Genomic DNA, 21,001 nt, shown 5'->3' with positions numbered 1-21,001 from the left:
CCGGACTGTGGCGTGCGATGACCGGTGGGGAACGTTGCTCTCACCCGGGGCGGCGGCGAGCGGTGAGGCCCGGGCAAGGGCGACGGATCAGTCGGAGCCCGCACCCGACCAGGGCAGCTTCACCGAGCCGCCCTTGTCCCAGGTGAGGGTGACGACGTCGGCGGCCTGGCTGAGGTTGGCGGCGAAGACCTCGTCGCCGGTGTCCTTGCCCAGGCAGGAGACGGCGATCCGGAAGCCGTCCCCGCCGCGCGTCTCCCCGATGCCGCTGCAGATCCCCTTACCGGCGGAGTCGATGTAGGAGACGCTGTACTTCCCCTTGGCGTTGCCGGACGCGATCTTCGCGCCGACGGTGAGGGTCTGCGCCTTCTCGTTCTGCCACTGCCCCTGGTAGCCGGTGGAGCCCGCCGGGCGCTCGCTCGGCTCGTCGCCGTACGGGGTCTCGGACGGGGGTGACCCGGGGCTCGGGTAGCCGGTCTCGCTCGGCGCCGGTCCGACGCTGCCCGTCGCGACGATGCTGCTCCGCTCGGCGACCGGCTCGGCATCGCCGCCGTCGTCGTCGCCGCTGGTGGCCAGGAGGACACCGCCGCCCGCGAGCGCGGCGCCGACCACGACCGCGACGGCGACCAGCACCGCCCGCTTCCTGCCACCGCCGCCGCCCGGACCGCCCTGCCCCGGCTGGGGCGGGAAGGGGGCCTGCGGCGGCGGGAACCGGCCGTACGGCGACTGCCCGTACGCGGGCTGTTGCGGTGGGGTGGGGGGCGCGCTCGCGTACGGGTTGCCGGTGCCGTACGGGCCGGGGTGGTGCGCGGGGGCGCCGTAGGGACCCGGCGCCCCGTAGGGCCCGGCGGGCGGCTGCTGCGGGGGCGGCCCGCCGTACCCGTACCCCGGCCCGTCCTGCGGCGGCTGCGTCATGGCTGTCCCCGTCCCCGTACTCCCCGTACGAACCGAGCGGCCCACGCCGCACAGCGCGCACAAGTCAACCCGGAGGCAGCCTTCGGGCACAAGCCCTGCCGGGGCCTCGGGGCCTCGGGCCCTCAGTGCCGTTTGCGCCGTCCCTTCGGGCGGCTGCGCGCGCCGTCCGGCCAGAGGCGCGGCGGGCGCTTGGCGGCCAGGTCCTCGACCCAGCCCGTGCCCACGATCGCGAGCGCGATCAGCGGCCAGACGAGGACGAACGTCCAGAACATGTACGTCGAGTCGAGGGCGGAAACCAGCCCGTCCGTCATGAACGGAAGCGAATAGACCAGGTCGACCAGCGGGAACGTCGCCATGATCAGCAGGTTGTGCCAGAGGTAGATCGTGACGGCCCGGTTGTTGGCCAGCGTGATCGGCCTGTCCCAACGGGCCAGGCGCCCCGGCAACTCCCGCCAGGAAGGCGCGTACTGGAGGAGGATGACGACGAAGCCGAGGGACCACGTGGCCTGCGCCGGCGGGATCTCGTTCAGGTCCCAGCCCTCCTCGGTCAGATGGCCCGAGGCCCACCACAGGCCGAAGGCCATGACGAGGGTCGCGCCGGAGACCGCCAGATAGCGCGGCACCTTCGCCAGTACGCCCTCGTGGTGCGCGAGGCCCAGCACCCAGCAACCGCCGTAGACGGCGAAGTCGGTGACCGCCTCACCGGTTCTGCCGGGGATCTCGACCAGGCCCGTGCCCACGACGGCGGTGAGCGCCAGCGGCGCGAGCAGTGTCGCCCACGGCATCTTGCGGAAGGCCCACAGGAGCAGCGGCGAGGCGAGCACGAACCAGAGGTACGTGCGCAGGTACCACAGAGGCCCTACGCCCTGCTCGGCCCAACTGCTCTCCAGGAACCCGGGCGGGTTCGCCACCTCGAAGGGGAAGGGCGGTGAGCCGATCGGGACGACGTAGTCGATGATGCCGAGCCAGCCCCACAGCCCCCCGTAGTCGGGGTCCTTGCCCGGGTTCCAGCCGCCGATGAACAGCAGCGACAGCGCCACCGCGCTGAACGCCCACAGCGGCGGCAGCAGTCGTCGGACGCGCCCGCGGATCACGCCGAGCGCCGGTCGGTTCAGGGAGCGCGCCATCAGGGACCCGGCGAGCGCGAACATCACGCCCATCGACGGGAACACCACGCTCAGCCACGCCCAGCCGAAGAGGTGGTAGACGACGACGCGGAGGAGCGCGACGGAACGCAGCAGGTCGAGATAGCGGTCCCGGCCCGGCTTCGCGGGCGCCGGTGCGGAGGTCCGGGCCTGTGCGGGCACCAGGGCCTCGTCCGGTGTCAGCAGGGAGGTGGCCTCCGTCCCGCGGGGCGCCTCGGTGACCCGGGCGGCGGGCTGCGCGGGCGCCTGGGTGCTCAGCGGCCGGGCGTCGGTCTCCGGTCCGGCGGGCGGGACCGGCCACGAGGGGACGTCGTCCCCGTACGGCTGCGTCATGCGACGGGCCTCCTGCTCTCGCCGGGGACCGACGCGGTCCGCTGCCGGGGCAGGCTGCCCGGCACGGCGCCGAGCGCGCCCGTGCGGCGCAGCTTCTGCCAGCGCAACCGGCCGCCGGTGAGGGCCGTGATCCAGGACTGGAGCAGCACGACGTACATCAACTGCCGGTAGAGGATCTGCTGGAGCGGGAGGGAGATGAGGTGCGTCATACGTTCCTTGTCGAGGCGGAAGGCGTACGCCGCGCAGACCGCCTGGACGGCGAGCACGCCGAGCCAGGCCAGCACCGTCTTCTGGGTGGGGCCGAAGACCACTCCGTACAGGAGGAAGACGTCGATCAGGGGCGCGAGGAGCGGGGCGAGGACCATGAACAGGGAGACCAGGGGCAGTCCGACGCGGCCGAAACGGCCGGAGGGCCCGCGCTCGACCACCGCGCGGCGGTGCTTCCAGATGGCCTGCATGGTGCCGTAGGACCAGCGGTAGCGCTGCGACCACAGTTGCTGGACGGACTCGGGGGCCTCGGTCCAGGCGCGGGCCTTCTCGGCGTAGACCACGCGCCAGCCGTCGCGGTGCAGCGCCATGGTGACGTCGGTGTCCTCGGCGAGGGTGTCGTCGCTCATGCCGCCGATACGGGCGAGGGCGGAGCGGCGGAAGGCGCCGACGGCCCCCGGGATCGTCGGCATGCAGCGCAGGACGTCGTACATCCGGCGGTCGAGGTTGAAGCCCATCACGTACTCGATGTGCTGCCAGGCGCCGATCAGCGAGTCCCGGTTGCCGACCTTCGCGTTGCCCGCGACGGCGCCCACGCGCGGGTCGCCGAACGGCTGGACCAGTTCGCGCACGGTGGCCGGTTCGAAGACGGTGTCGCCGTCCATCATCACGACGAGGTCGTACCGGGCGTTGGCCAGGCCCCTGTTGAGGGCGGCCGGTTTGCCCGCGTTGAGCTGGCGCACGACCCGGACGTTCGGCAGCCGCAGGTTCTCCACGATGCGGGCCGTGCCGTCGCCGGAGCCGTCGTCGATGACGATGACCTCGATGGGGTGCTCGCTCGCCATCAGGGACCGCACGGTGTTCTCGATGCACTTGGCCTCGTTGTACGCCGGTACCAGCACCGACACCGGTTCCGTGACGGGCGGGCCCCAGGCGAAGCCGCGGCGGCGTACGCGCCGGGCGTGCAGCGCGGACAGCAGCAGCATGAGACCGAAGCGGCTCATGACGAGGACGCCGATGACGGCGAGCCCGACGACCAGGACGCCCGTGATGTTCTCCGACGCCTGGACCGCGTAGACCCACGCCCGGCCCTTCCACAGCTCCACGCCGGTCACGGGTGTGTGCGCGCTGGGCATGCCGAGGGCCTCGGTGAGGTTCTTGAACCGGTAGCCCCTGTCCTGGAGTTCGGGCAGGAAGCGGTCGAGCGCGGCGACGGTCTGGGAGCGGTCGCCGCCGGAGTCGTGCATCAGGACGATGGCGCCCTTGCCGTCGCGCGGGGTGGCCCGGCGGATGATCTCCTCGACGCCGGGGCGCTTCCAGTCCTCGCTGTCGGTGTTGTTGACGACCGTGAGGTAGCCGCGGCTGGCGATGTACTCGGTCACCGGCCAGGACGTGTTGTCGAAGGCGTCGGAGAACGAGGAGTAGGGCGGGCGGAACAGCGAGGTGCGGATGCCGGCGGCGCCCTCGATCGCGAGCTGGTTCTGGGACAGCTCCCAGTCGATGCGGTTCTGCGTCTGGTAGGAGAGGTCGGGATGGTTGAAGGTGTGCAGGCCGACCTCGTGGCCCTCGTTGACCATGCGCCGCACCAGGCCCGGGTAGCGCGAGGCCATGGTGCCGGTGACGAAGAAGACGCCGTGCGCGTGGTGCTTCTTCAGGACGTCGAGGACCTCGGGGGTCCAGGTCGGGTCGGGCCCGTCGTCGAAGGTGAGCACCAGTTTCCGGTGCGGTATGCGGGCCGTGTCGACGTGGTCGTCGCGGGCGTCGATGACGGGTCCGCCGTCGAGGACGCGGTGCGGGACCTCGTCGGTGGCCGCCTCGGGCCGGACGCGGTGGTCGGCGAGGATCTCGCTGTGCACGTAACCACGCAGCATGAGCATGACCATCATCGCCGCGAGGAGCAGTGACGGCAGGAGGTAGCGCAGCGGAAGGCGGCGCTTTCGGGCACGGGGCTGCCCGGGACGTGAGCGGTGGGGCATCTACAGGACGCCCCTTTCCAGGGGCGCGAAGGACGGCGCCGGGGCGCCGCCGGGGAGGTGCGCGACGATCCGGCCCGGCAGGGCGCGGGAGGCGGTGATGTCGCTGCCGCCGCCCACCGGGTCCGCGGTCGGGACGCCGGACGGCTCGACGGGCGTCGGCGAGCCGCTGCCTGCGGGCGGGTCGACGGGCGGGACGACCGGTGGCGTGGTGGTGCTTCCCGGCGCGGTCGGGACGGCGGGCGGCTTCGGCTTGCTCACCCCGGGTCTGCCGGGCGGCGCGCTGCCGGTGCCCGCGCCCCGGTCGGGCTCGGCGTCGTCGCCACCGGCGTCCTGGGACGGGGCCTTGCCTGCGCCCGGGGTCACGGCGGAGCCGGGCGCGGTGCCGGAGACGCTCGGGCCGGGGGTGGTGCCCGGGGATATGGAGGGCGTCGAGGACTCGACGGGGAGCAGCGGCTTGGTGTCGACCTTGTCCGCGGGCTCCTTGGGCATGGGCAGCCAGGGCGCGCTGGAATTGCCCCACAGCATGGTGAGCACGATGACGACCGCGTACACCGCACAGGCCAGGCCCATCGCCACGCCGACCCGTCGGAAGGTGCGACCGCGCCGCCCCGAGTCGTCGACGAAGACGGGGACTTCCTTGCCCTCCTTGCCGCCGACCGGCACCCCGAGCGTCCCGACCGATCCGCCCGGCCCGGCGCCCGCGGTGAGCAGAGCACCCAACTGCCGCCCCGCGCCGTCGAGTTGAACCGTCACCTCGTTCGGATCATGGGTGTGCCCCGACAGGGCGTCTTCTCGCCAATTCTCCACCGTACGCACATCCCCCCAAGGACACGTTCATGGGTGCGTACGTGAGGGGCCGCATCTCCGTCGACCGGACCGGTCCCCACCCGATCCGAGCGCCCCTCTTATCACACCGCACCCGGGGAATGAACGTAGCGCCGCCGGTACCACGTGCGTCCTGGCTTCAATCGCGGTTCATCATGATGAGTGCATCTGCGGCGGGTATCCATGCGCCCTCGGGCTGTCTGAGCCACCCTTCCTCCTCGGCGAGTTCGGCCGCGGCGACCCTCAACGCCTCGATCCCCGGATGTTTCCGCCCCTTTCGCCACACAAGTGACACCGGTGACAGCGGGACGGGGTCGACGAGTGGCCGGAGCACCGATCCCGGCATGGCCGGAAAGTCGACACCGGTAAGAACCGGATGACGGTACTTCGCCATGATCCGCCGGAATTCCTCCTCGCCGACGGCGAGCGGTGCGGGTGGCGCGATCCGGATGCCCCGCCCGGCGAACAGCCGCCGGGCCAGATCGGTCCACTCGGGCGTCCGCGGATTACCGGCGCCCGCGTAGATCGTCTCCCCCGCGAGCCGGTCCAGCGGTACGGCGTCGAGCGCGGCCAGCGGATGTTCCTCGGGGAGCACGACCGCCATGGGCTCGTAGCGCAGGGGCTGCTGCGCGAGACGGTCCCGCACCGCTCGGTCGAGCCCCGCGAACCGGCCGAAGGAGACGTCGATCCGCCCCGCCAGGAGTTCGGCGGCGGCGCCCGTCAGGCCGCTTTCGTAACGGGCCATCAGCTCGCACTCGGGGGCGAGGTCGCGGGCCCGCGCGAGAACCCGCTCGTGCACGAGCCCGGGGCTGTTCACATCGACGAGCAGCGGCCCGGCCTCCGGGGCGGGCCGGGTGAACACCGCGAGCAGCTCGTCCTGTGCCTCGATCGCGCGCCGCGCGTACGGGAGCAGCCGCGCGCCCTCCGCGGTGAGCGTCACCTGCCGTGTGGTCCGTCCGAACAGCACGGCGCCCAGCTCCCGCTCCAGGCGCCGGATATCGCGACTGAGGGCCTGCTGGGCGACGTACAGGCGGGCGGCGGCGCGGGTGAAGTGGAGCTCGTCGGCGACGGCGAGGAAGGCGCGCAGCAGGCGTGGTTCGACGTGCCGTGGGGTTCCGGCGGAGGGCGGCATCGGGCGAACTTACAACGTGGACGCGTCAATCGTCACCGAGTAGGTGTTGGACCGCGTGGGTGACCCGCGGCGACGCTCTTCTCCATGCCTGACGCGACCACCGCCCCGGACACCACCCCGCCCGCTCCCGCTCCCGCTGCCGGGAAGATCACGTACGCCCGTCTCTTCGCCCTCCCCGGCGCCCGCGCCTTCACCCTCGGCAACCTCATAGCCCGCTTCCCGCAAGGGATGTTCAGCATCAGCGCGGTCATCATGATCTCCGGGACGCGGGGGTCGTACGCGCTCGCCGGGGCCGTCACCGCGACGGGCCTGGTCGCCAACGCGCTCGTCGGCCCGTGGACCGCCCGGCTCGTCGACCGCCACGGGCAGGCGCGCGTCGCCGTCCCGGCCACCGTCATCTCGGCATGCGGTTCGCTCGCGCTGCTGTTGTGCGTGCGCTTCGGGGCGCCGGACTGGACCCTGTTCGCCGCGTATCTGGCGTCGGCGGCCACGCCCAACACCGGCGGCATGTCGCGGGCCCGCTGGGCGCATCTCCTCAAGGGCGACGCGGACGCGCTGCACACGGCGAACTCCTTCGAGCAGGCGGCGGACGAACTCTGCTACATGCTCGGCCCCGTGGTGGCCGCCTTCCTGTGCGGAACCCTGTTCCCCGAGGCGGGCACGCTGGTCAGCGTCGTCCTCATGATGACGGGCGTACTGATCTTCGCGGCCCAGCGCGCCACGGAACCGCCTCCCCACGCGCGCGCGGAGACGACGAAAACCCCGCTACGCGCGCGTGGCATGCCGCCGCTGCTGATCGCCTTCCTCGCCACGGGCGCGATCTTCGGCTCCCTCGAAGTCGTCACGGTCGCCTTCGCGGACGCGCAGGGCCACAAGGTCTGGGCGGGCGGCATCCTCGCGCTGCAAGCCGCGGGCTCGTGCGCGGCGGGCCTGGTCCACGGGGCGACGAGACCCCTGGGCCCGGCCGATCGGCGCCACCCGGTGTGCGTCGCGGCGATGGCCGTCCTGATGACGCTGCCGCTGCTCGCCGCCGCCCTCACCGGCTCCCTTCTCGCGCTCGGCGGGGCACTCCTGATCGCCGGTATGGCGACGGCCCCGACGATGGTGACCGGCATGACGCTGGTCCAGGAGCGCACCCCGGCGGGCCGGTTGAACGAGGGTATGACGCTCGCGGTGACCGGTCTGCTCGGCGGTATCGCCTCCGGTTCGGCGGCCGGGGGTGCCGCGGTGGAGCACTGGGGCCCCACCGCGGCGTACACCGTGCCGATCACCGCGGCGGTGACGGCGCTGCTGCCGGCGCTCTACGGATACGTACGGCGCCCCCGGCGGCCCTGAGGAGTCAGCAGGTGGCGGGCTTGCGCCACGAGCACTCCAGGTCGCCGTCCCGTTCCGCCGCGGGCAGGGAGCGCGCCGACTTCGGCGGGACGGCGGTCGCCGCCTCGGCGGTCGACTCGGCGAGGGTCACGACGATCGCGTCCTCCAGCGGTTTCACGGAGGCGGCGAGGTAGTTGTTCTGTACGACGCTGTAGACCAGCTCGCGCCCGTCGGCGTCCTTCACGTAACCGGACAGGGCGCTCGCTCCCGTCAACGACCCCGTCTTGCCACGGGCGTTGAGGGCGGCCGGGGTGCCGCACATCCGGGAGCGCAGCGTCCCGCCGACGAACCGGTCCGGGGCGCAGGCCACCGGCAGCGACGCGTACCAGTCGGCGTACCAGGGCGCGTGCCGTACGGAGAGCAGCAGGTCGGCGAGTTGCCGGGCGGCGAAGTTGTTCTTGCGCGAGAGTCCCGAGCCGTCGACCTGCCGCACCTTGCCCGCGTCCACCCCGGCGCCCTTCAGGTAGGAGGCGATGGCGGCGGTCCCGTCGTCCCAGCTCCCGGGCCGCCCGGTCGCCTTGTAGCCCATGGCCTTGGTCAGCGCCTCGGCGTGCATGTTGTTGGACAGCTTCATGAACGGGACGAGCAGGTCCTTCAACGCCATGGAGTCGTGCGAGGCGAGCCGCCTGGCTCCGGCGGGGGTGGCGCGGCCCGGCCTGGTGGGGCCGGTCACCCGCACCCCGTGCGCGGCGAGCGCGTCGCGGAAGACGGCCGCCGCGTAGCCGGTCGGCTCCCACACGGTGACCCACTCCTTGGTGGTGTCCCCGCCCACCGGCACGGTGCCGTCGACGGTGATGGTGTTGGTCCCGTGCCGCCGCTCGACGGTGACGCTGTTCTCGCCCCCGGCGGCCACCGTGTTCGCCCGCACGTCGAAGTGCACGTAGTCCGTCTCGGGCGTGACGCGCACGGCGGGCTTCTCCCCCGCCTTCGTGCCCGGGACGACCTCGACGATGACGGTCCCCGTGTCGTAGTCGGTGTCGGGGGCGACGCTCAGCGCCGAGATCTGGGCGGCGTAGTACGAGGACTCGTCGTCGGCGCCCCAGGTGTCGCCCTGCCGCCGGTCGTCGAAGCGGGTGTCGTCGGCGACGAGCCGCCCGTCGACCTTCCGCACCCCGGCGGCGGCGACCTCCGCGGCGAGCTTGTCGTAGTCGGCCGCGAGCGTGGTCGGATCGCCGGTCCCGCGCAGATACAGGTCGCCGTCGAGCACCCCGCCGCGCACCCGCCCACCGGCCAGCACGTCGGTGGTGAACCGGTGGTCGGGGCCGAGGAGTTCCATGGCCGCGGTGGACGTGGCGAGCTTGGTGTTGGAGGCGGGCACGAGCCGCCCGGTCGCGTTGTGCTGGTACAGGGTCTCGCCGGTGGCGGCGTCGGCGACGACGACACTCGCCGCGCCGCCCTCCATGCGCGGGTCGCCGAGGACGGTGTCGATCGCCTCGGACAGCCCGCCGGGGCTGGAGTCGGCCCCCGCGGGCCCACCCCACGAGAAGGTGGCGGCAACCACGCCGAGGACGGCGGGCCACACCCATCTCCTGTACCCCCGACGGGAGTTGACGCCCGTCCCGCCCGCATCGCCCGGTCCGCCAGATCTGCCAGGTCCGTGGAATCTGCTCATGCCACGGAGCATCCCGGACGCCGCACCCTCAGCCAAGACCCCACGAGTGACCGAGGACGTAGGCGGCGCACATGTTCACATCGAGGAGGTACGCCCCCGCGGTCCCGCACTGGCCGGCGCCGGTCCCCGGGTCGACGGGCTGCCCGTGCCCCATGCCGGTGATGCTGTACGTCTCCACGGCCGGGCTCCCGGAGGCGTCCCGGAAGAGCTGGTGCGGGTATCCGGCGACGGTGTCGCTCACATCGGCGACCTGGTCGGCGCCCCGCACATCGGTCCACTGCTCCACGAGGTCCGCCATGTTGACGGGCTTCACGGTGTAGTCGGCGCTGCCCTGGAACACGGTGAGGCGCGGCCAGGGCCCCGCGTATCCGGGCCGCGCCGCCCGCACCCGGTCGCCCCACTGCCTCGGGCTCTGGGTGGCCCCCACGTACATGCAGACGTACGGCGACGTGGCGGCCTGCGCGCACCCGTACGGCAGCCCGGCGACGACACCGGCGGCGGCGAACTTCTCCGGGTACGCGGCCATCATCACGGCAGTCATCCCGCCCCCGGCGCTGAGACCGCTCACGTAGCTCCGCGAGGCGTCCGCACCCACGTCGGCGACCTGCTTGTCGACCATCTGCGCGATCGACGCGGCCTCCCCATGGCCGCGCTCGATGTCGCCGCTCTGGAACCAGTTGAAACAGGAGTTGAGGTTGTTGCCCGAGGTCTGCTGGGGCAACACGACGGAGAACCCCCACCGGTCGGCGAGCGAGACCCAGCCACTGCCGTTCCCGTACCCGGCGGCGTTCTGCGTGCAGCCGTGCAGGACGACCACGACGGGCCGCCCGCCCGGCAACCCGTCGGGTACGTACCGGAACATCTTCAGCCCGCCCGGATTGCTCCCGAATCCGGTGACTTCCTGGATCGCGGGCCCGGCGGCGGACGCCCGCGGCACGGCGGCCAGGAAGAGGGCGAAGAGGACCAGGAGCACGGTCGCGGCTCTGGTGCGGGGGCGGGTGAGTGCGCTGGTGTGTGTCATGGGGAGCGAAGGTAGAAGCGCCCCGGAACCCTCGGTATGGCGCCGGACCACACAACGACGAAGGCCCGGCTGTGTGAACAGCCGGGCCTGGGTCGCATGGGGTGGTGGAGATGGCGGGAATCGAACCCGCGTCCAACGGTGCAGCAGCAGGGCTTCTCCGAGCGCAGTTCGCTACGATTTTCTCGGCCCCGGAGATCTCGCGAACAAGTCTCCGACGGGCCCAGTCACTGTTTGATTTCCCATCGAACCCCGTGACCGGGCTCGATGGTTTAGTCCCCTAGATTATGCCAGGATCCGGGTCGGGAACACTCCCGGGCTGACACCCATTAAGGGTCCTTCACTCACTGCTTATTAGGCAGCGAGGGCGAAGGACTGGGAATCGCTCTTGGAATTGGCGATTATTGGTTGCGACATATGGTTAACGAGATCATTGCCGCTTCCTCGGCTCGCTTCCCCTGCTTCGACAGCCGCTGTCGAAACCGATCATCCCCATGTTGTTTTTTCAAGGTGGATCTTTCGATCCGGTGCTCCTGCGGTGAGGAGCAGTGCCATCGTACGTGACCAACGCCGGTCGATGCCAGCGTATTCCCGGCGGTCAGTGCTCCTTCGCCCGCTGGCGCCGCTTCGCCGCCGCGATGGCCCGGTCCGAGTCCCGGCGGTCCTGCTTCTCGCGCAGCGTCTGCCGCTTGTCGTACTCCTTCTTACCCCTGGCGAGCGCGATCTCGGCCTTCGCCCGGCCGTCCTTGAAGTAGATCGCCAGCGGCACGATGGTGTGGCCGGTCTCCTGCGACTTCGACTCCAGCTTGTCGATCTCCTCGCGGTGCAGGAGCAGCTTGCGCTTGCGGCGCACGGTGTGGTTGGTCCACGTGCCCTGGCTGTACTCGGGGATGTGGGCGTTGTGCAGCCACGCCTCGTGCCCGTCGATCTGGACGAAGCCGTCGACCAGGGAGGCGCGTCCCTGGCGCAGCGACTTGACCTCCGTGCCGGTCAGGACGAGACCGGCCTCGTAGGTGTCGATGATCGCGTAGTCGTGCCGTGCCTTCTTGTTCTGGGCGACGATTTTGCGCTTGCCGTCCTTCTTGCTGGACGCGTCCCCCTTGCCCTGCTTGGGCTGGGACTCCTTCGGTACGTACATTCCCTTGGCCATAGTGCTGGCCATTTTCGCACTACGAGGGGGTGCCGAGGCCACTCAATACTGTCTCGGCCCGATGGCGGGCGCCGTCCTCGGCCTCCAGGTCGGGGGTGATCCCGCGGCCGTCGACACCCCGCCCCGAGGGCGTGCGATAGTGCCCGACGGTCAGCTCGGCGACGGAGCCGTCGGGCAACGGGGTCGGCATCTGGACCGAGCCCTTGCCGAAGGTCCGGCTGCCCACGACGACGGCACGGCCGCGGTCCTGGAGGGCGCCGGTGAGCAGTTCGGCCGCGCTCATCGTGCCGCTGTCGACGAGCACGACCAGCGGCCTGGTGGCGTCGCCGCCGCGCTCGGCGTGCAGGGCGCGCTGCCTGCCCCGTACGTCGTACGTCGCCACGAGCCCGCCGTCCAGGAACGCCGAGGCCGCGCCGACCGCCTCGGTGACCAGGCCGCCCGAGTTGCCCCGCAGGTCCAGGACGATGCCCGCGCGCGCGGGCGCCTCGCGTACCGCGCGTCGCACCTGTACGCCGGAGTCCTTGGTGAAGGCGCTGACCTTGATGAGCACGGCGCCGGACGCGAGGCGGGTGGCGGTGACGGATTCGGTCGGGAGGTTGGCGCGGCGCAGTGTCTCGCTCCACGCGCGCGTGCCGCGCTGGAGTCCGACACGCACGGCCGTACCGGCGTGCTCGCCGCGCAGCAGCCCGAGGACCTCGGTGACGGGGCGGCCGGTGACCGGCCTGCCGTCGACGGCCGCGATGCGGTCGCCCTCACGGATACCGGCGAGCTGCGCGGGCGAGCCGGAACGGACCTTGGTGACCTGGACGTCGCCGTCGGCGGCCCGGCGGGCCCACAGCCCGACACCGGTGTACTCGCCGTCCAGCGCCTGCTCGAACTCCTTGTACTCGCCCTGGGAGTAGACCGAGCCCCAGCGGTCGCCGCTGCGGCTGACGGCCTCCTCGGCGGCGAGGGTCGGGGACTTGCCGTCCTGCATCGCCTCGGCGGCGGCCTCGGTCGGGTCCGCGTACGGTCTCTTGTGCACGGCGGCGACCCGGCGGCCCGGTTCCGCGGCGGTCTCGGGGCCCTCGTCCGGCCAGGAGCCGGTCGCGGCACCGGCGGCGAGGACGCCGGCGAAGAGCAGTGTCAGGGCCGCCCCACGACCGATGCGACGAGGCATGGAGTGCGCGGCGAGCGCGGGGAGCCGATCCGGGCCTGACATGTCGGTGAGTCTAGGACAACGCGGGGCGCCGTACGGGGCGTTGCCCCGCCCGGCGCCCCGCGCCTCCGGGGACTCTCGTCACACCTTCAGGTACTTGCGCAACGCGACGAACGCGGCCAGCGCAGGCATCAGCACACTCACCGCGAGGATGAGCGGCAGCTTGGTGAGCACCGCGTCCCAGCCGATGAAGTTGATGAGCTGGAGCTTGTCGGAGAGCGCCACGCCGTTGTCGATCACGAAGTACTGGCCGGCCGCCAGGAAGACGCAGGCGATGCCGCCGCCGATGAGTCCGGCGACCGCCGCCTCCATGATGAACGGCGCCTGGATGTAGAAACCGGACGCGCCGACGAGGCGCATGATGCCGGTCTCGCGGCGCCGGGAGAACGCGGAGACCCGCACCGTGTTCACGATGAGCAGCAGCGCGACCACGAGCATCACCAGCATCACGGCCCCGGCCGCGTAGTTCAGGTAGCCGAGCAGTCTGAAGAGGTTGTCGAGCACGCCCTTCTGGTCCTGCACGGACTGCACACCCGGTCGCCCGTTGAACGCGGTCGCGATGACCTCGTACTTCTCCGGGTTCGTCAGCTTGATCCGGTACGACTCCTGCAACTGGTCCGGCGTCAGCGAACTGGCCAGCGGGGAGTCGCCGAACTGCTCCTTGTAGTGCTTGTACGCCTGGTCCTGGGACTCGTACGCGACCTTCTGGACGACGTCCATCTTGGCGAGGTCGTCCCTGATCTGCTTTTTCTGCTCGGCGGTGACCGGGCCCTTGGCGCAGTTCGGGTCGGACTCGGCGTCCCCCTTGTTGCACAGGAAGATCGAGACGTTGACCTTGTCGTACCAGAAACCCTTCATCTGGTTGACCTGGTCGCTCATGAGCAGTGAGCCGCCGAACAGGGCGAGCGAGAGGGCCACCGAGATGATGACGGCGAAGGTCATCGTGAGATTGCGGCGGAGGCCGACACCGATCTCCGACAGAACGAATTGGGCACGCATAACGCTTACTGAGCCTTTCGCAGCTTCTCTCGGTACTTCTCAGTGCTGGTAGCCGTAGACGCCGCGCGCCTGGTCGCGGACGAGGCGGCCCTTCTCCAGTTCGATGACGCGCTTGCGCATCTGGTCCACGATGTTCTGGTCGTGGGTGGCCATGACCACCGTGGTGCCGGTCCGGTTGATGCGGTCGAGCAGCTTCATGATGCCGACCGACGTCTGCGGGTCGAGGTTGCCGGTGGGCTCGTCCGCGATCAGCAGCTTGGGCCGGTTCACGAACGCCCGCGCGATGGCCACACGCTGCTGCTCACCGCCGGACAGCTCGCCCGGCATCCGCCCTTCCTTGCCGCCGAGTCCGACGAGGTCGAGGACCTGCGGCACGGCCTTGCGGATCTCACCCCGGGACTTGCCGATGACCTCCTGCGCGAACGCCACGTTCTCGCCGACGGTCTTGTTGGGCAGCAGCCGGAAGTCCTGGAAGACCGTGCCGAGCTGGCGGCGGATCTGCGGGACCTTCCAGTTGGAGACACGGGCGAGGTCCTTGCCCAGTACGTGCACCTGGCCGTGGCTGCACCGCTCCTCGCGCAGGATCAGCCGCAGGAACGTCGACTTGCCGGAGCCGGACGAGCCGACCAGGAAGACGAACTCACCGCGCTCGACCTCCAGGGAGACATCCCTGAGGGCGGGGCGGGTCTGCTTGGGGTAGACCTTGGAGACGTTGTCGAATCGGATCACGGGGGCGCCTCGGAGCGTCGGGGGCGTCGGGGCGGGGGTGTCCGAGACACCCCCTCGGTGAGCGTGACCATACGCGAACCGGCACACGCGGCGCAGGCGCCGTCCCTGGTTGCGCGTTTTGTCCCGGTGCGGGCCCTGGTCGGTGCCGTTTTTGTCCGCTCCGTGCCTGGTCAGAGACGGTCCTGGGGACGGGCCGCGCCGAAAATACGGGAAGCTGGCACAGTGGAGGGGGAACGGTTGCGTTTCCCTGAGCGTTGAGCGGAGAGAACCAGTGGGAATCTGGCAGACGTTTCCGTCGGCTCCGCCGCGCGGGAGGAGGACGGGCGCATGACCTTGGACCGGTTGGTGTGCGCGAACTGCGCGGCACCTGTGAGCGAGGGTCGCTGCCCGGTGTGCCGGGCGAACCGCCAGCGACTTCAGCAGGAGGGCCCGTTCGCCGGGCTGAACCCGACAGCGCTGATCGCGCTCGTGATCGTTCTGGTGGCGGCCGTGGCCCTGCTCGCCGCCCATCAGACCGTATAGACGCAGACCGTACAGACCCAGACCGCGCGAGAGGGCCCGGAGCCGTTCGGCTCCGGGCCCTTCCGTGTGCGCCGCCCACGTGCTCGACGTCGGCCGCGCTGTGTCGCTCAGGCGTTACGCAGCGGCACCGCGGTTGCCGGCGAGGCGCGGCAGGAAGCGGAAGCCGACACCGCCCGCGATCATCGTCGCGGCGCCGATCAGCAGGATCGTGGTGCCGTCGGCACCGGTCTCGGCCAGCTCGCCGCCCTTCTGCGAGGCGCCGGTCTGCTCGGCCGGGGTGGAGCCGGTGTCCTGGAGGCTGTCCTTGCCCTGGCCCTGCTCGACGGGGTTGTTGTTGCCGTCGGGGTTGGTGTTGTCGCCACCGGTGGACGAACCGCCCGTGGAGGAACCGCCGGTGGAGGAGGAGCCGCCCGTGGACGAGCCACCGGTGGACGAACCGCCGGAGTCACCACCGGAGTTGCCGCCGCCGTTACCGCCGCTGTTTCCGCCGGAGTTGCCGCCGCCGTTTCCGCCGGAGTTGCCGCCGCCGTTGCCGCCGCTGTCGCCACCGGAGTTGCCGTTGCCGCCGTCGCCGCCGCCGATGGTGGCGCCGCCGTCGGTGGTGCCACCGTCGGTCGTGCCGCCGTCGGTGGTGCCGCCGTCCGTGGTCCCGCCGTCGGTCGTACCACCGTCGGTGGTGCCGCCGTCCACGCCACCGATGGTGAGGCCACCGTCGGTGGTGCCACCGTCGGTGGTGCCGCCGTCCGTGGTCCCGCCGTCGGTCGTACCGCCGTCCGTGGTGGCGCCACCGTCGGTCGTGCCGCCGTCGACACCGGCGACCGCGCCGCCGTCGGCCGCGCCACCATCGGCACCGCCGACCACACCGACGCCCAGCCCGTCCTCGTCGGCGCTCACGTGCGCGAGGCCCGGAAGATCGACCTCCAGGGCGGAAGCGGCACCCGCGGCGGTCAGCGACGCGCCGGCGGCGATCACCGCACCGGCGGCTATCCGCGCTACACGGATCCGCGTCTTCTTGGTCATCTGTCTGCTACCCCCAGTAGCCAATCGTGAATGGAGCAGCGCCCGGGACCGCGTTCAACAGGGGGCAGCAGGTTTCACGTTCGACCGGCCCCCGTTCACACGCGTCCCACTGATACGCATGCCGCGCGCCAGCCTTCCCAGTTTTCAGGTCAACGTCAAGGTCGTTGCGCACGCGATGCCCCGAAATAGGGCGAGTTGACCGTCGTACGGACATGTGACTGTGACGTAAAAGGCCGAAGGACCTTCACAGTCGGAACCCGTCCCGGAAAACGACAAGGCAACTACCGCTCGAAAAGCGGCAGTTGCCTTGTCGATAAAGCCAGTCGGGGCGGTGCTTACTTCTCCTGCTGCTTGCGCCAGCGAATTCCGGCCTCGATGAAGCCGTCGATCTCGCCGTCGAGCACGGCCTGCGGGTTGCCGACCTCGAACTCGGTGCGCAGGTCCTTGACCATCTGGTACGGGTGCAGCACGTACGAACGCATCTGGTTGCCCCAGGAGCTGCCGCCGTCCTTGAGGGCGTCCATCTTGGCCCGCTCCTCCTGGCGCTGGCGCTCCAGGAGCTTGGCCTGCAGCACGTTCATCGCGGTCGCCTTGTTCTGGATCTGCGAGCGCTCGTTCTGGCAGGAGACGACGATGCCGGTCGGCAGGTGGGTGAGGCGGACCGCGGAGTCCGTCGTGTTGACGCCCTGGCCGCCGGGGCCCGAGGAGCGGTAGACGTCGACGCGCAGGTCCGACTCGTCGATCTCGACGTGGTCGGTCTGCTCGACGACGGGAAGCACCTCGACGCCGGCGAACGACGTCTGGCGGCGGCCCTGGTTGTCGAACGGGGAGATGCGCACGAGCCGGTGCGTGCCCTGCTCGACGGAGAGGGTCCCGTACGCGTACGGCGTCTGGACGGCGAAGGTGGTCGACTTGATGCCGGCCTCTTCCGCGTACGACGTCTCGTACACCTCCGTCTTGTAGCCGTGGCGCTCGGCCCAGCGCAGGTACATGCGCTGAAGCTGCTCGGCGAAGTCGGCGGCGTCGACGCCACCGGCCTCGGCGCGGATGTTGACCAGGGCCTCGCGGGAGTCGTACTCACCGCTCAGGAGCGTACGGACCTCCATCTCGTCCAGCGCCTTCTTCACCGAGGTCATCTCGGCCTCCGCCTCGGCGCGGGTGTCCGGGTCGTCCTCCTCCTCGGCCATCTCGAAGAGGACGGAGAGGTCGTCGATACGACCGCGCAGCGCCTCGGCCTTGCGCACCTCCGCCTGGAGGTGGCTCAACTTGCTGGTGATCTTCTGCGCCGCCTCCGGGTCGTCCCACAGGGACGGCGCGGCCGCCTGCTCCTCGAGCACGGCGATATCTGCCCTCATCTTGTCGAGGTCCAGGACGGCCTCGATCGACTCCATGGTCGAGGAGAGGGACTTCAGCTCTTCGGATACATCGACGACTGCCACGACACCAGCCTAACGGCTGGTGCAAGTGATCCGGTCCCGGCCGTCCCGGGGCCGCCCTACGGGGACTCCGGGGCCGAGTTGCTGCTGTCCGCGGGCGGTGCCTCGTCCGAGCCGGAGGAGGTGGCGGCCCAGACACCGCCGCCGACCGCCGCCGCGAGGACGACACCGGCCACGCCCAGGGTGATGCGGCGGCGCCGCGCGGGGTGCCGGTTGCGGGCCGAACCCGGGCGCGGGGCGCCGGCGGCGCGCGGCGCGCGGGCCGTGCCGCGGGCGCCCCCGGCCAGCTCGTCGGGGGCCGGGACCCGCATCGACGTATGGGTGTCGCGGTTGGAGTCGGCGGGGGCGGCGCCGGGCACCAGGGACACCGCGCCCCGGCGGGGCGCCGTGGGCTCGGCGGTCTCCCGCGCGGACGCGCGCGCGTGCTCGTCGGCCGGACCGGCGCCCGGTCCGCCGCTCGCCCCGTCTGCGCCCCGGTCCGCCTGACCGCCCTGGTGAGCGGGGGCGTCCGGGTCGCCGGGGTCGTCGGGGTCCTCCACGTCCAGCGGGGCCATGCCCGACAGGAGGGGTCCGAGTTCGCGCAGGCGCGCGGCCAGCTCCGAGGCGCGCAGCCGGGAGGCGGGGGCCTTCGCGAGGCACTGGATCAGGAGCTGCCAGAGCTCGTCGGGGATGCCGGGCAGCGGGACGACCGTCTCCGTGACGTGACGGCGCAGGATGGCGCCCGGGTGGCCGCCGCCGAAGGGGGTGAAGCCCGCGAGGAGTTCGTAGAGGACCGTCGCGAGGGCGTAGATGTCGACCGCGGCGCGCGGCGGCAGGCCCTCGATGATCTCGGGGGCCAGGTAGTCGGGCGTGCCGATGATCTTCGTGGCGCGGGTGCGGCGCGGGGCGTCGATGAGCTTGGCGACGCCGAAGTCGGTGAGCAGTGCCGGGTGCGCGCCGCCGGGGCCGAGGGGGCCCTCCATGTCGAGCAGTACGTTCTCCGGCTTCACGTCGCGGTGCACGATGCCGGCGGCGTGCGCGGCGGCCAGCGCGTCGGCGACGTCCGCGACGATGGCGACGGCGGCCTCGGGGGCGAGGCGCCGCTCGCGCTCCAGGCGGGTGCGCAGGTCGGTGCCGCGGACCAGGTCCATGACGAGCGCCAGGTCGTTCCCGTCGACGACCAAATCGCGGACGCCGACCACGCGCGCGTGGTCGAGGCTCAGCAGGGCCGTGCGCTCCTGGACGAAGCGGCCGACCAGTTCCTGGTCGGAGGCGAGGTCCTCGCGCAGGAGTTTGATGGCGACGGGTCCCTCGGGTCCCTCACCCAGCCACACCGTGCCCGCACTGCCGCGACCCAGGATCTGGTGTGCGGTGTACCGGCTGCCGATCTTCCGTGCCAAGGCTGCTCCTACAGACGCGTGTTGGCGCCCAAGCTACGCGGCTCGGACGCCAACCAACGCATCAGCGGGGGAAATCACCCGTCGGATGTCGACAAATCTCCAACGTCACGCACGAGGAGGGTCAGTTGCCTGTCTTGCTGCCCAGGTCGCCGATCCAGCCGGTGACCGTCGAGAACCAGTCGGAGAGCTGGGCCCAGTACCCCTTGCCGGTGCCGATCCAGTCCTGGAGCGGGGTGAACTCCCAGACCAGCCAACTCACGACGAACAAAATCACGATCATGAACAGGCAGCCCTTGAGGCAGCCGAGACCGGGGATCTTCATCGGGTTGGAGCTGCGCCGACGCGGCTCGCGCGGCTCCCGCGCGGGCGGGGCCTGCCGGGGCGGCTGCTGCGGCGGCGCGTACTGCTGCGGCTGCTGACGCTGCGGCGCGTACGGCGAGGGCTGGTGCGGCTGCGGCGGCTGAGGGGTCTGGCGGCGCGGCTGCCGGGGCGCGTACTGCTGCGGGCCCGGCCGCTGCGGCGCGGACTGCTGCTCGGGGCGTGCCACCTGGCGCTGCGGGCGGCGGCGCAGCGGGTCCTCGTTCGGGTCGAGGTACTGGACCTGCGTCTGCTCGTTGCGGTCGCGGGCGGCCCGCATCTGGTTCTGCCAGGGGTGCGGGTCGTCCGGGTTCTCAGGACCGCCGCCCTGCGCGCTGTGCCCCGGCCGGTTCGGCGGGACCGGCGGCATGACGGCGGTCGGGTCGGCGGCGCCCCGGTGCGGCAGCACGGAGGTGGGGTCCGCGTCGGAGCTCCCGAACCCCTGCTGGCCGGGCTGCCGGCTCATGACGTCGGTCGCCGCGTTCGGGTCGTAGGAGGGCGCGCCCGAGCCGGTGCTGGGCAGCACCTGGGTCGGGTCGGCGGCGCCGGGGACGCCCGGGACCTGCGCCGGGTCGGGGTCCGGCCGCAACAGGGCGCCCACGCCCTCGGCGGCGGCGATCTGCGCGCTGCCGGCGTGCACGCCGATGCCCTCGGCGACGGTGCGCAGCGCGCGCGCCAGGTTCTCGGCGCTCGGCCGGTCGTCCGGGTTCTTGCGCAGGCAGCGCTCGATGACCGTCCACAGCGGGTCGGGGACCGTCGAGGGGCGGCGCGGTTCGGCGCTGAGGTGCTGGTGCAGGACTTCGAGCGCGGAGCCGCCGGAGAACGGCGGGCGCCCGGTCACCAGCTCGTAGAGCAGGATGCCCGCGCCGTAGATGTCGACGGCGCTGGTCTGCGGGCGGCCCTCGGCGGACTCCGGGGCCACATAGGCGGGCGTGCCGACGAACTCGTGCGTACGGGTCAGGCCCGGGGAGTCGGCGAGGCGCGCGATGCCGAAGTCGGTGAGCATCGGGTGCATGCCCGCGTCGTCCTGCTTGAGCAGCACGTTCGCCGGTTTCAGGTCGCGGTGCACGACGCCGTCGGCATGGCTGGCGGCGAGCGCGTCGGCGATCTGGGCGGTAAGGAGTGCGGCGGCGACCGGCGAGAACGGGCCGTTCTCGCGCAGGTAGCGGTGCAGGTCGGGGCCGTCGACGAGGTCCATGACGAGGGCGAGCAGCTCGCCCTCGACGACCAGGTCGCGGGTGCGCACGATGTTCGGGTGCGTGAGGCGGAGCAGGACGGAGCGCTCGCGCAGGAAGCGCATCACCACGTCCGCGTCGTTCGCCAGCTCCTCCTTGAGGACCTTGATCGCGACGGTCTCGCCGGGCTGCCCGGCGACGGCCGCCTCGGCGCCCGCGGTCTCGCGCTGGCGGGCTCGCCAGACGGTGCCCGTGGCGCCGCGTCCGAGCGGCTCCTCGAGCAGGTACTTGCTGCCTACCGGCCGCACGTCATGCGCTCCCTGCATCGGTACTTGCTTGGTCTGCCCGGTCCCGGGTGTCGCGACCCACTGTAGTGCGGCGTCCGCGGCATCCGTCTGCCACGAGAGGACGCGTACGAGAAGTCACGTACGAGAGGGCGCACGGGAAGACGCAGCCGCCGCGTCCTTGGTTGCCGCCCGGTGGCGTGAGCGATCTCAAGCGG

17 protein-coding genes and 1 other RNA gene are annotated in these 21,001 nt (G+C 71.7%); 2 read left to right on the top strand and 16 right to left on the bottom strand.

Annotated elements, in window-relative coordinates:
* Positions 1 to 87 precede the first annotated feature (87 nt).
* The 5 genes from ACIRF8_RS02660 to ACIRF8_RS02640 form a co-directional block, all read right to left on the bottom strand.
* Positions 88 to 912, bottom strand: coding sequence for a hypothetical protein (locus ACIRF8_RS02660; RefSeq protein ID WP_404210099.1), 825 nt, complete (start codon positions 910 to 912; stop codon positions 88 to 90).
* 122 nt (positions 913 to 1,034) lie between these two features.
* On the bottom strand, positions 1,035 to 2,390 hold the full coding sequence (locus tag ACIRF8_RS02655; RefSeq protein ID WP_404210097.1) for an acyltransferase family protein: 1,356 nt from the start codon (positions 2,388 to 2,390) through the stop codon (positions 1,035 to 1,037).
* On the bottom strand, positions 2,387 to 4,573 hold the full coding sequence (locus ACIRF8_RS02650) for a glycosyltransferase (RefSeq protein ID WP_404210095.1): 2,187 nt from the start codon (positions 4,571 to 4,573) through the stop codon (positions 2,387 to 2,389). Before ACIRF8_RS02650 ends, ACIRF8_RS02655 begins: the two co-directional genes overlap by 4 nt.
* Positions 4,574 to 5,380 carry a hypothetical protein gene (locus ACIRF8_RS02645; RefSeq protein ID WP_404210093.1) on the bottom strand — a complete coding sequence of 269 codons (807 nt, stop codon included), beginning with the start codon at positions 5,378 to 5,380 and terminating at the stop codon, positions 4,574 to 4,576. It abuts the gene before it with no gap.
* A 157-nt stretch (positions 5,381 to 5,537) separates the two neighbouring features.
* The gene (locus ACIRF8_RS02640) at positions 5,538 to 6,530 is read right to left on the bottom strand and encodes a LysR family transcriptional regulator (RefSeq protein WP_404210091.1); all 993 of its coding nucleotides are present in this window, start codon (positions 6,528 to 6,530) and stop codon (positions 5,538 to 5,540) included.
* An 84-nt stretch (positions 6,531 to 6,614) separates the two neighbouring features.
* On the opposite strand from ACIRF8_RS02640, the gene ACIRF8_RS02635 reads away from it, so the two are divergent.
* A complete protein-coding gene (locus ACIRF8_RS02635; protein ID WP_404210089.1) occupies positions 6,615 to 7,865 on the top strand; it encodes an MFS transporter in 1,251 nt (416 codons plus the stop codon).
* 4 nt (positions 7,866 to 7,869) lie between these two features.
* On the opposite strand, the gene dacB is transcribed toward ACIRF8_RS02635, so the two are convergent.
* From dacB to ftsE, 7 genes are all read right to left on the bottom strand, one after another.
* Complete coding sequence (gene dacB / locus ACIRF8_RS02630; protein ID WP_404210087.1) at positions 7,870 to 9,516, bottom strand: D-alanyl-D-alanine carboxypeptidase/D-alanyl-D-alanine-endopeptidase; 1,647 nt, start codon at positions 9,514 to 9,516, stop codon at positions 7,870 to 7,872.
* 28 nt (positions 9,517 to 9,544) lie between these two features.
* Entirely contained in the window at positions 9,545 to 10,537 is a 993-nt protein-coding gene (locus ACIRF8_RS02625; RefSeq protein WP_404210085.1) for a PHB depolymerase family esterase, read from the bottom strand.
* Between the two features lie 102 nt (positions 10,538 to 10,639).
* Positions 10,640 to 11,028, bottom strand: a transfer-messenger RNA (tmRNA) gene (gene ssrA / locus ACIRF8_RS02620).
* Between the two features lie 104 nt (positions 11,029 to 11,132).
* A complete protein-coding gene (gene smpB, locus ACIRF8_RS02615; protein WP_404212240.1) occupies positions 11,133 to 11,684 on the bottom strand; it encodes an SsrA-binding protein SmpB in 552 nt (183 codons plus the stop codon).
* A gap of 19 nt (positions 11,685 to 11,703) precedes the next feature.
* Positions 11,704 to 12,885, bottom strand: a complete 1,182-nt coding sequence (locus ACIRF8_RS02610) for a S41 family peptidase (protein WP_404210083.1) — start codon at positions 12,883 to 12,885, stop codon at positions 11,704 to 11,706.
* A 78-nt stretch (positions 12,886 to 12,963) separates the two neighbouring features.
* A complete protein-coding gene (ftsX, locus tag ACIRF8_RS02605) occupies positions 12,964 to 13,881 on the bottom strand; it encodes a permease-like cell division protein FtsX (RefSeq protein ID WP_404210082.1) in 918 nt (305 codons plus the stop codon).
* A 39-nt stretch (positions 13,882 to 13,920) separates the two neighbouring features.
* Complete coding sequence (gene ftsE, locus ACIRF8_RS02600; protein ID WP_404210080.1) at positions 13,921 to 14,610, bottom strand: cell division ATP-binding protein FtsE; 690 nt, start codon at positions 14,608 to 14,610, stop codon at positions 13,921 to 13,923.
* 327 nt (positions 14,611 to 14,937) lie between these two features.
* On the opposite strand from ftsE, the gene ACIRF8_RS02595 reads away from it, so the two are divergent.
* Positions 14,938 to 15,132, top strand: coding sequence for a hypothetical protein (locus tag ACIRF8_RS02595; protein ID WP_404210078.1), 195 nt, complete (start codon positions 14,938 to 14,940; stop codon positions 15,130 to 15,132).
* 114 nt (positions 15,133 to 15,246) lie between these two features.
* On the opposite strand, the gene ACIRF8_RS02590 is transcribed toward ACIRF8_RS02595, so the two are convergent.
* The 4 genes from ACIRF8_RS02590 to ACIRF8_RS02575 all read right to left on the bottom strand — a co-directional run bounded on the left by ACIRF8_RS02590 (position 15,247) and on the right by ACIRF8_RS02575 (position 20,807).
* Complete coding sequence (locus ACIRF8_RS02590) at positions 15,247 to 16,152, bottom strand: hypothetical protein (protein ID WP_404210076.1); 906 nt, start codon at positions 16,150 to 16,152, stop codon at positions 15,247 to 15,249.
* A 335-nt stretch (positions 16,153 to 16,487) separates the two neighbouring features.
* A complete protein-coding gene (gene prfB, locus ACIRF8_RS02585) occupies positions 16,488 to 17,591 on the bottom strand; it encodes a peptide chain release factor 2 (RefSeq protein WP_404210074.1) in 1,104 nt (367 codons plus the stop codon).
* Positions 17,592 to 17,647: 56 nt separating this feature from the next.
* Positions 17,648 to 18,967: a serine/threonine-protein kinase gene (locus ACIRF8_RS02580; protein ID WP_404210072.1), complete on the bottom strand. Its 1,320-nt coding sequence runs from the start codon at positions 18,965 to 18,967 to the stop codon at positions 17,648 to 17,650.
* A 121-nt stretch (positions 18,968 to 19,088) separates the two neighbouring features.
* A complete protein-coding gene (locus tag ACIRF8_RS02575; RefSeq protein WP_404210070.1) occupies positions 19,089 to 20,807 on the bottom strand; it encodes a protein kinase in 1,719 nt (572 codons plus the stop codon).
* Between the last annotated feature and the right edge of the window lie 194 nt (positions 20,808 to 21,001).

It is taken from the genome of Streptomyces sp. NPDC102406 (genome assembly GCF_044765725.1).
Classification (GTDB): domain Bacteria; phylum Actinomycetota; class Actinomycetes; order Streptomycetales; family Streptomycetaceae; genus Streptomyces.
Note: the sequence above shows the minus strand (reverse complement) of the source record. Positions and strands in the feature narration are given on the sequence as shown.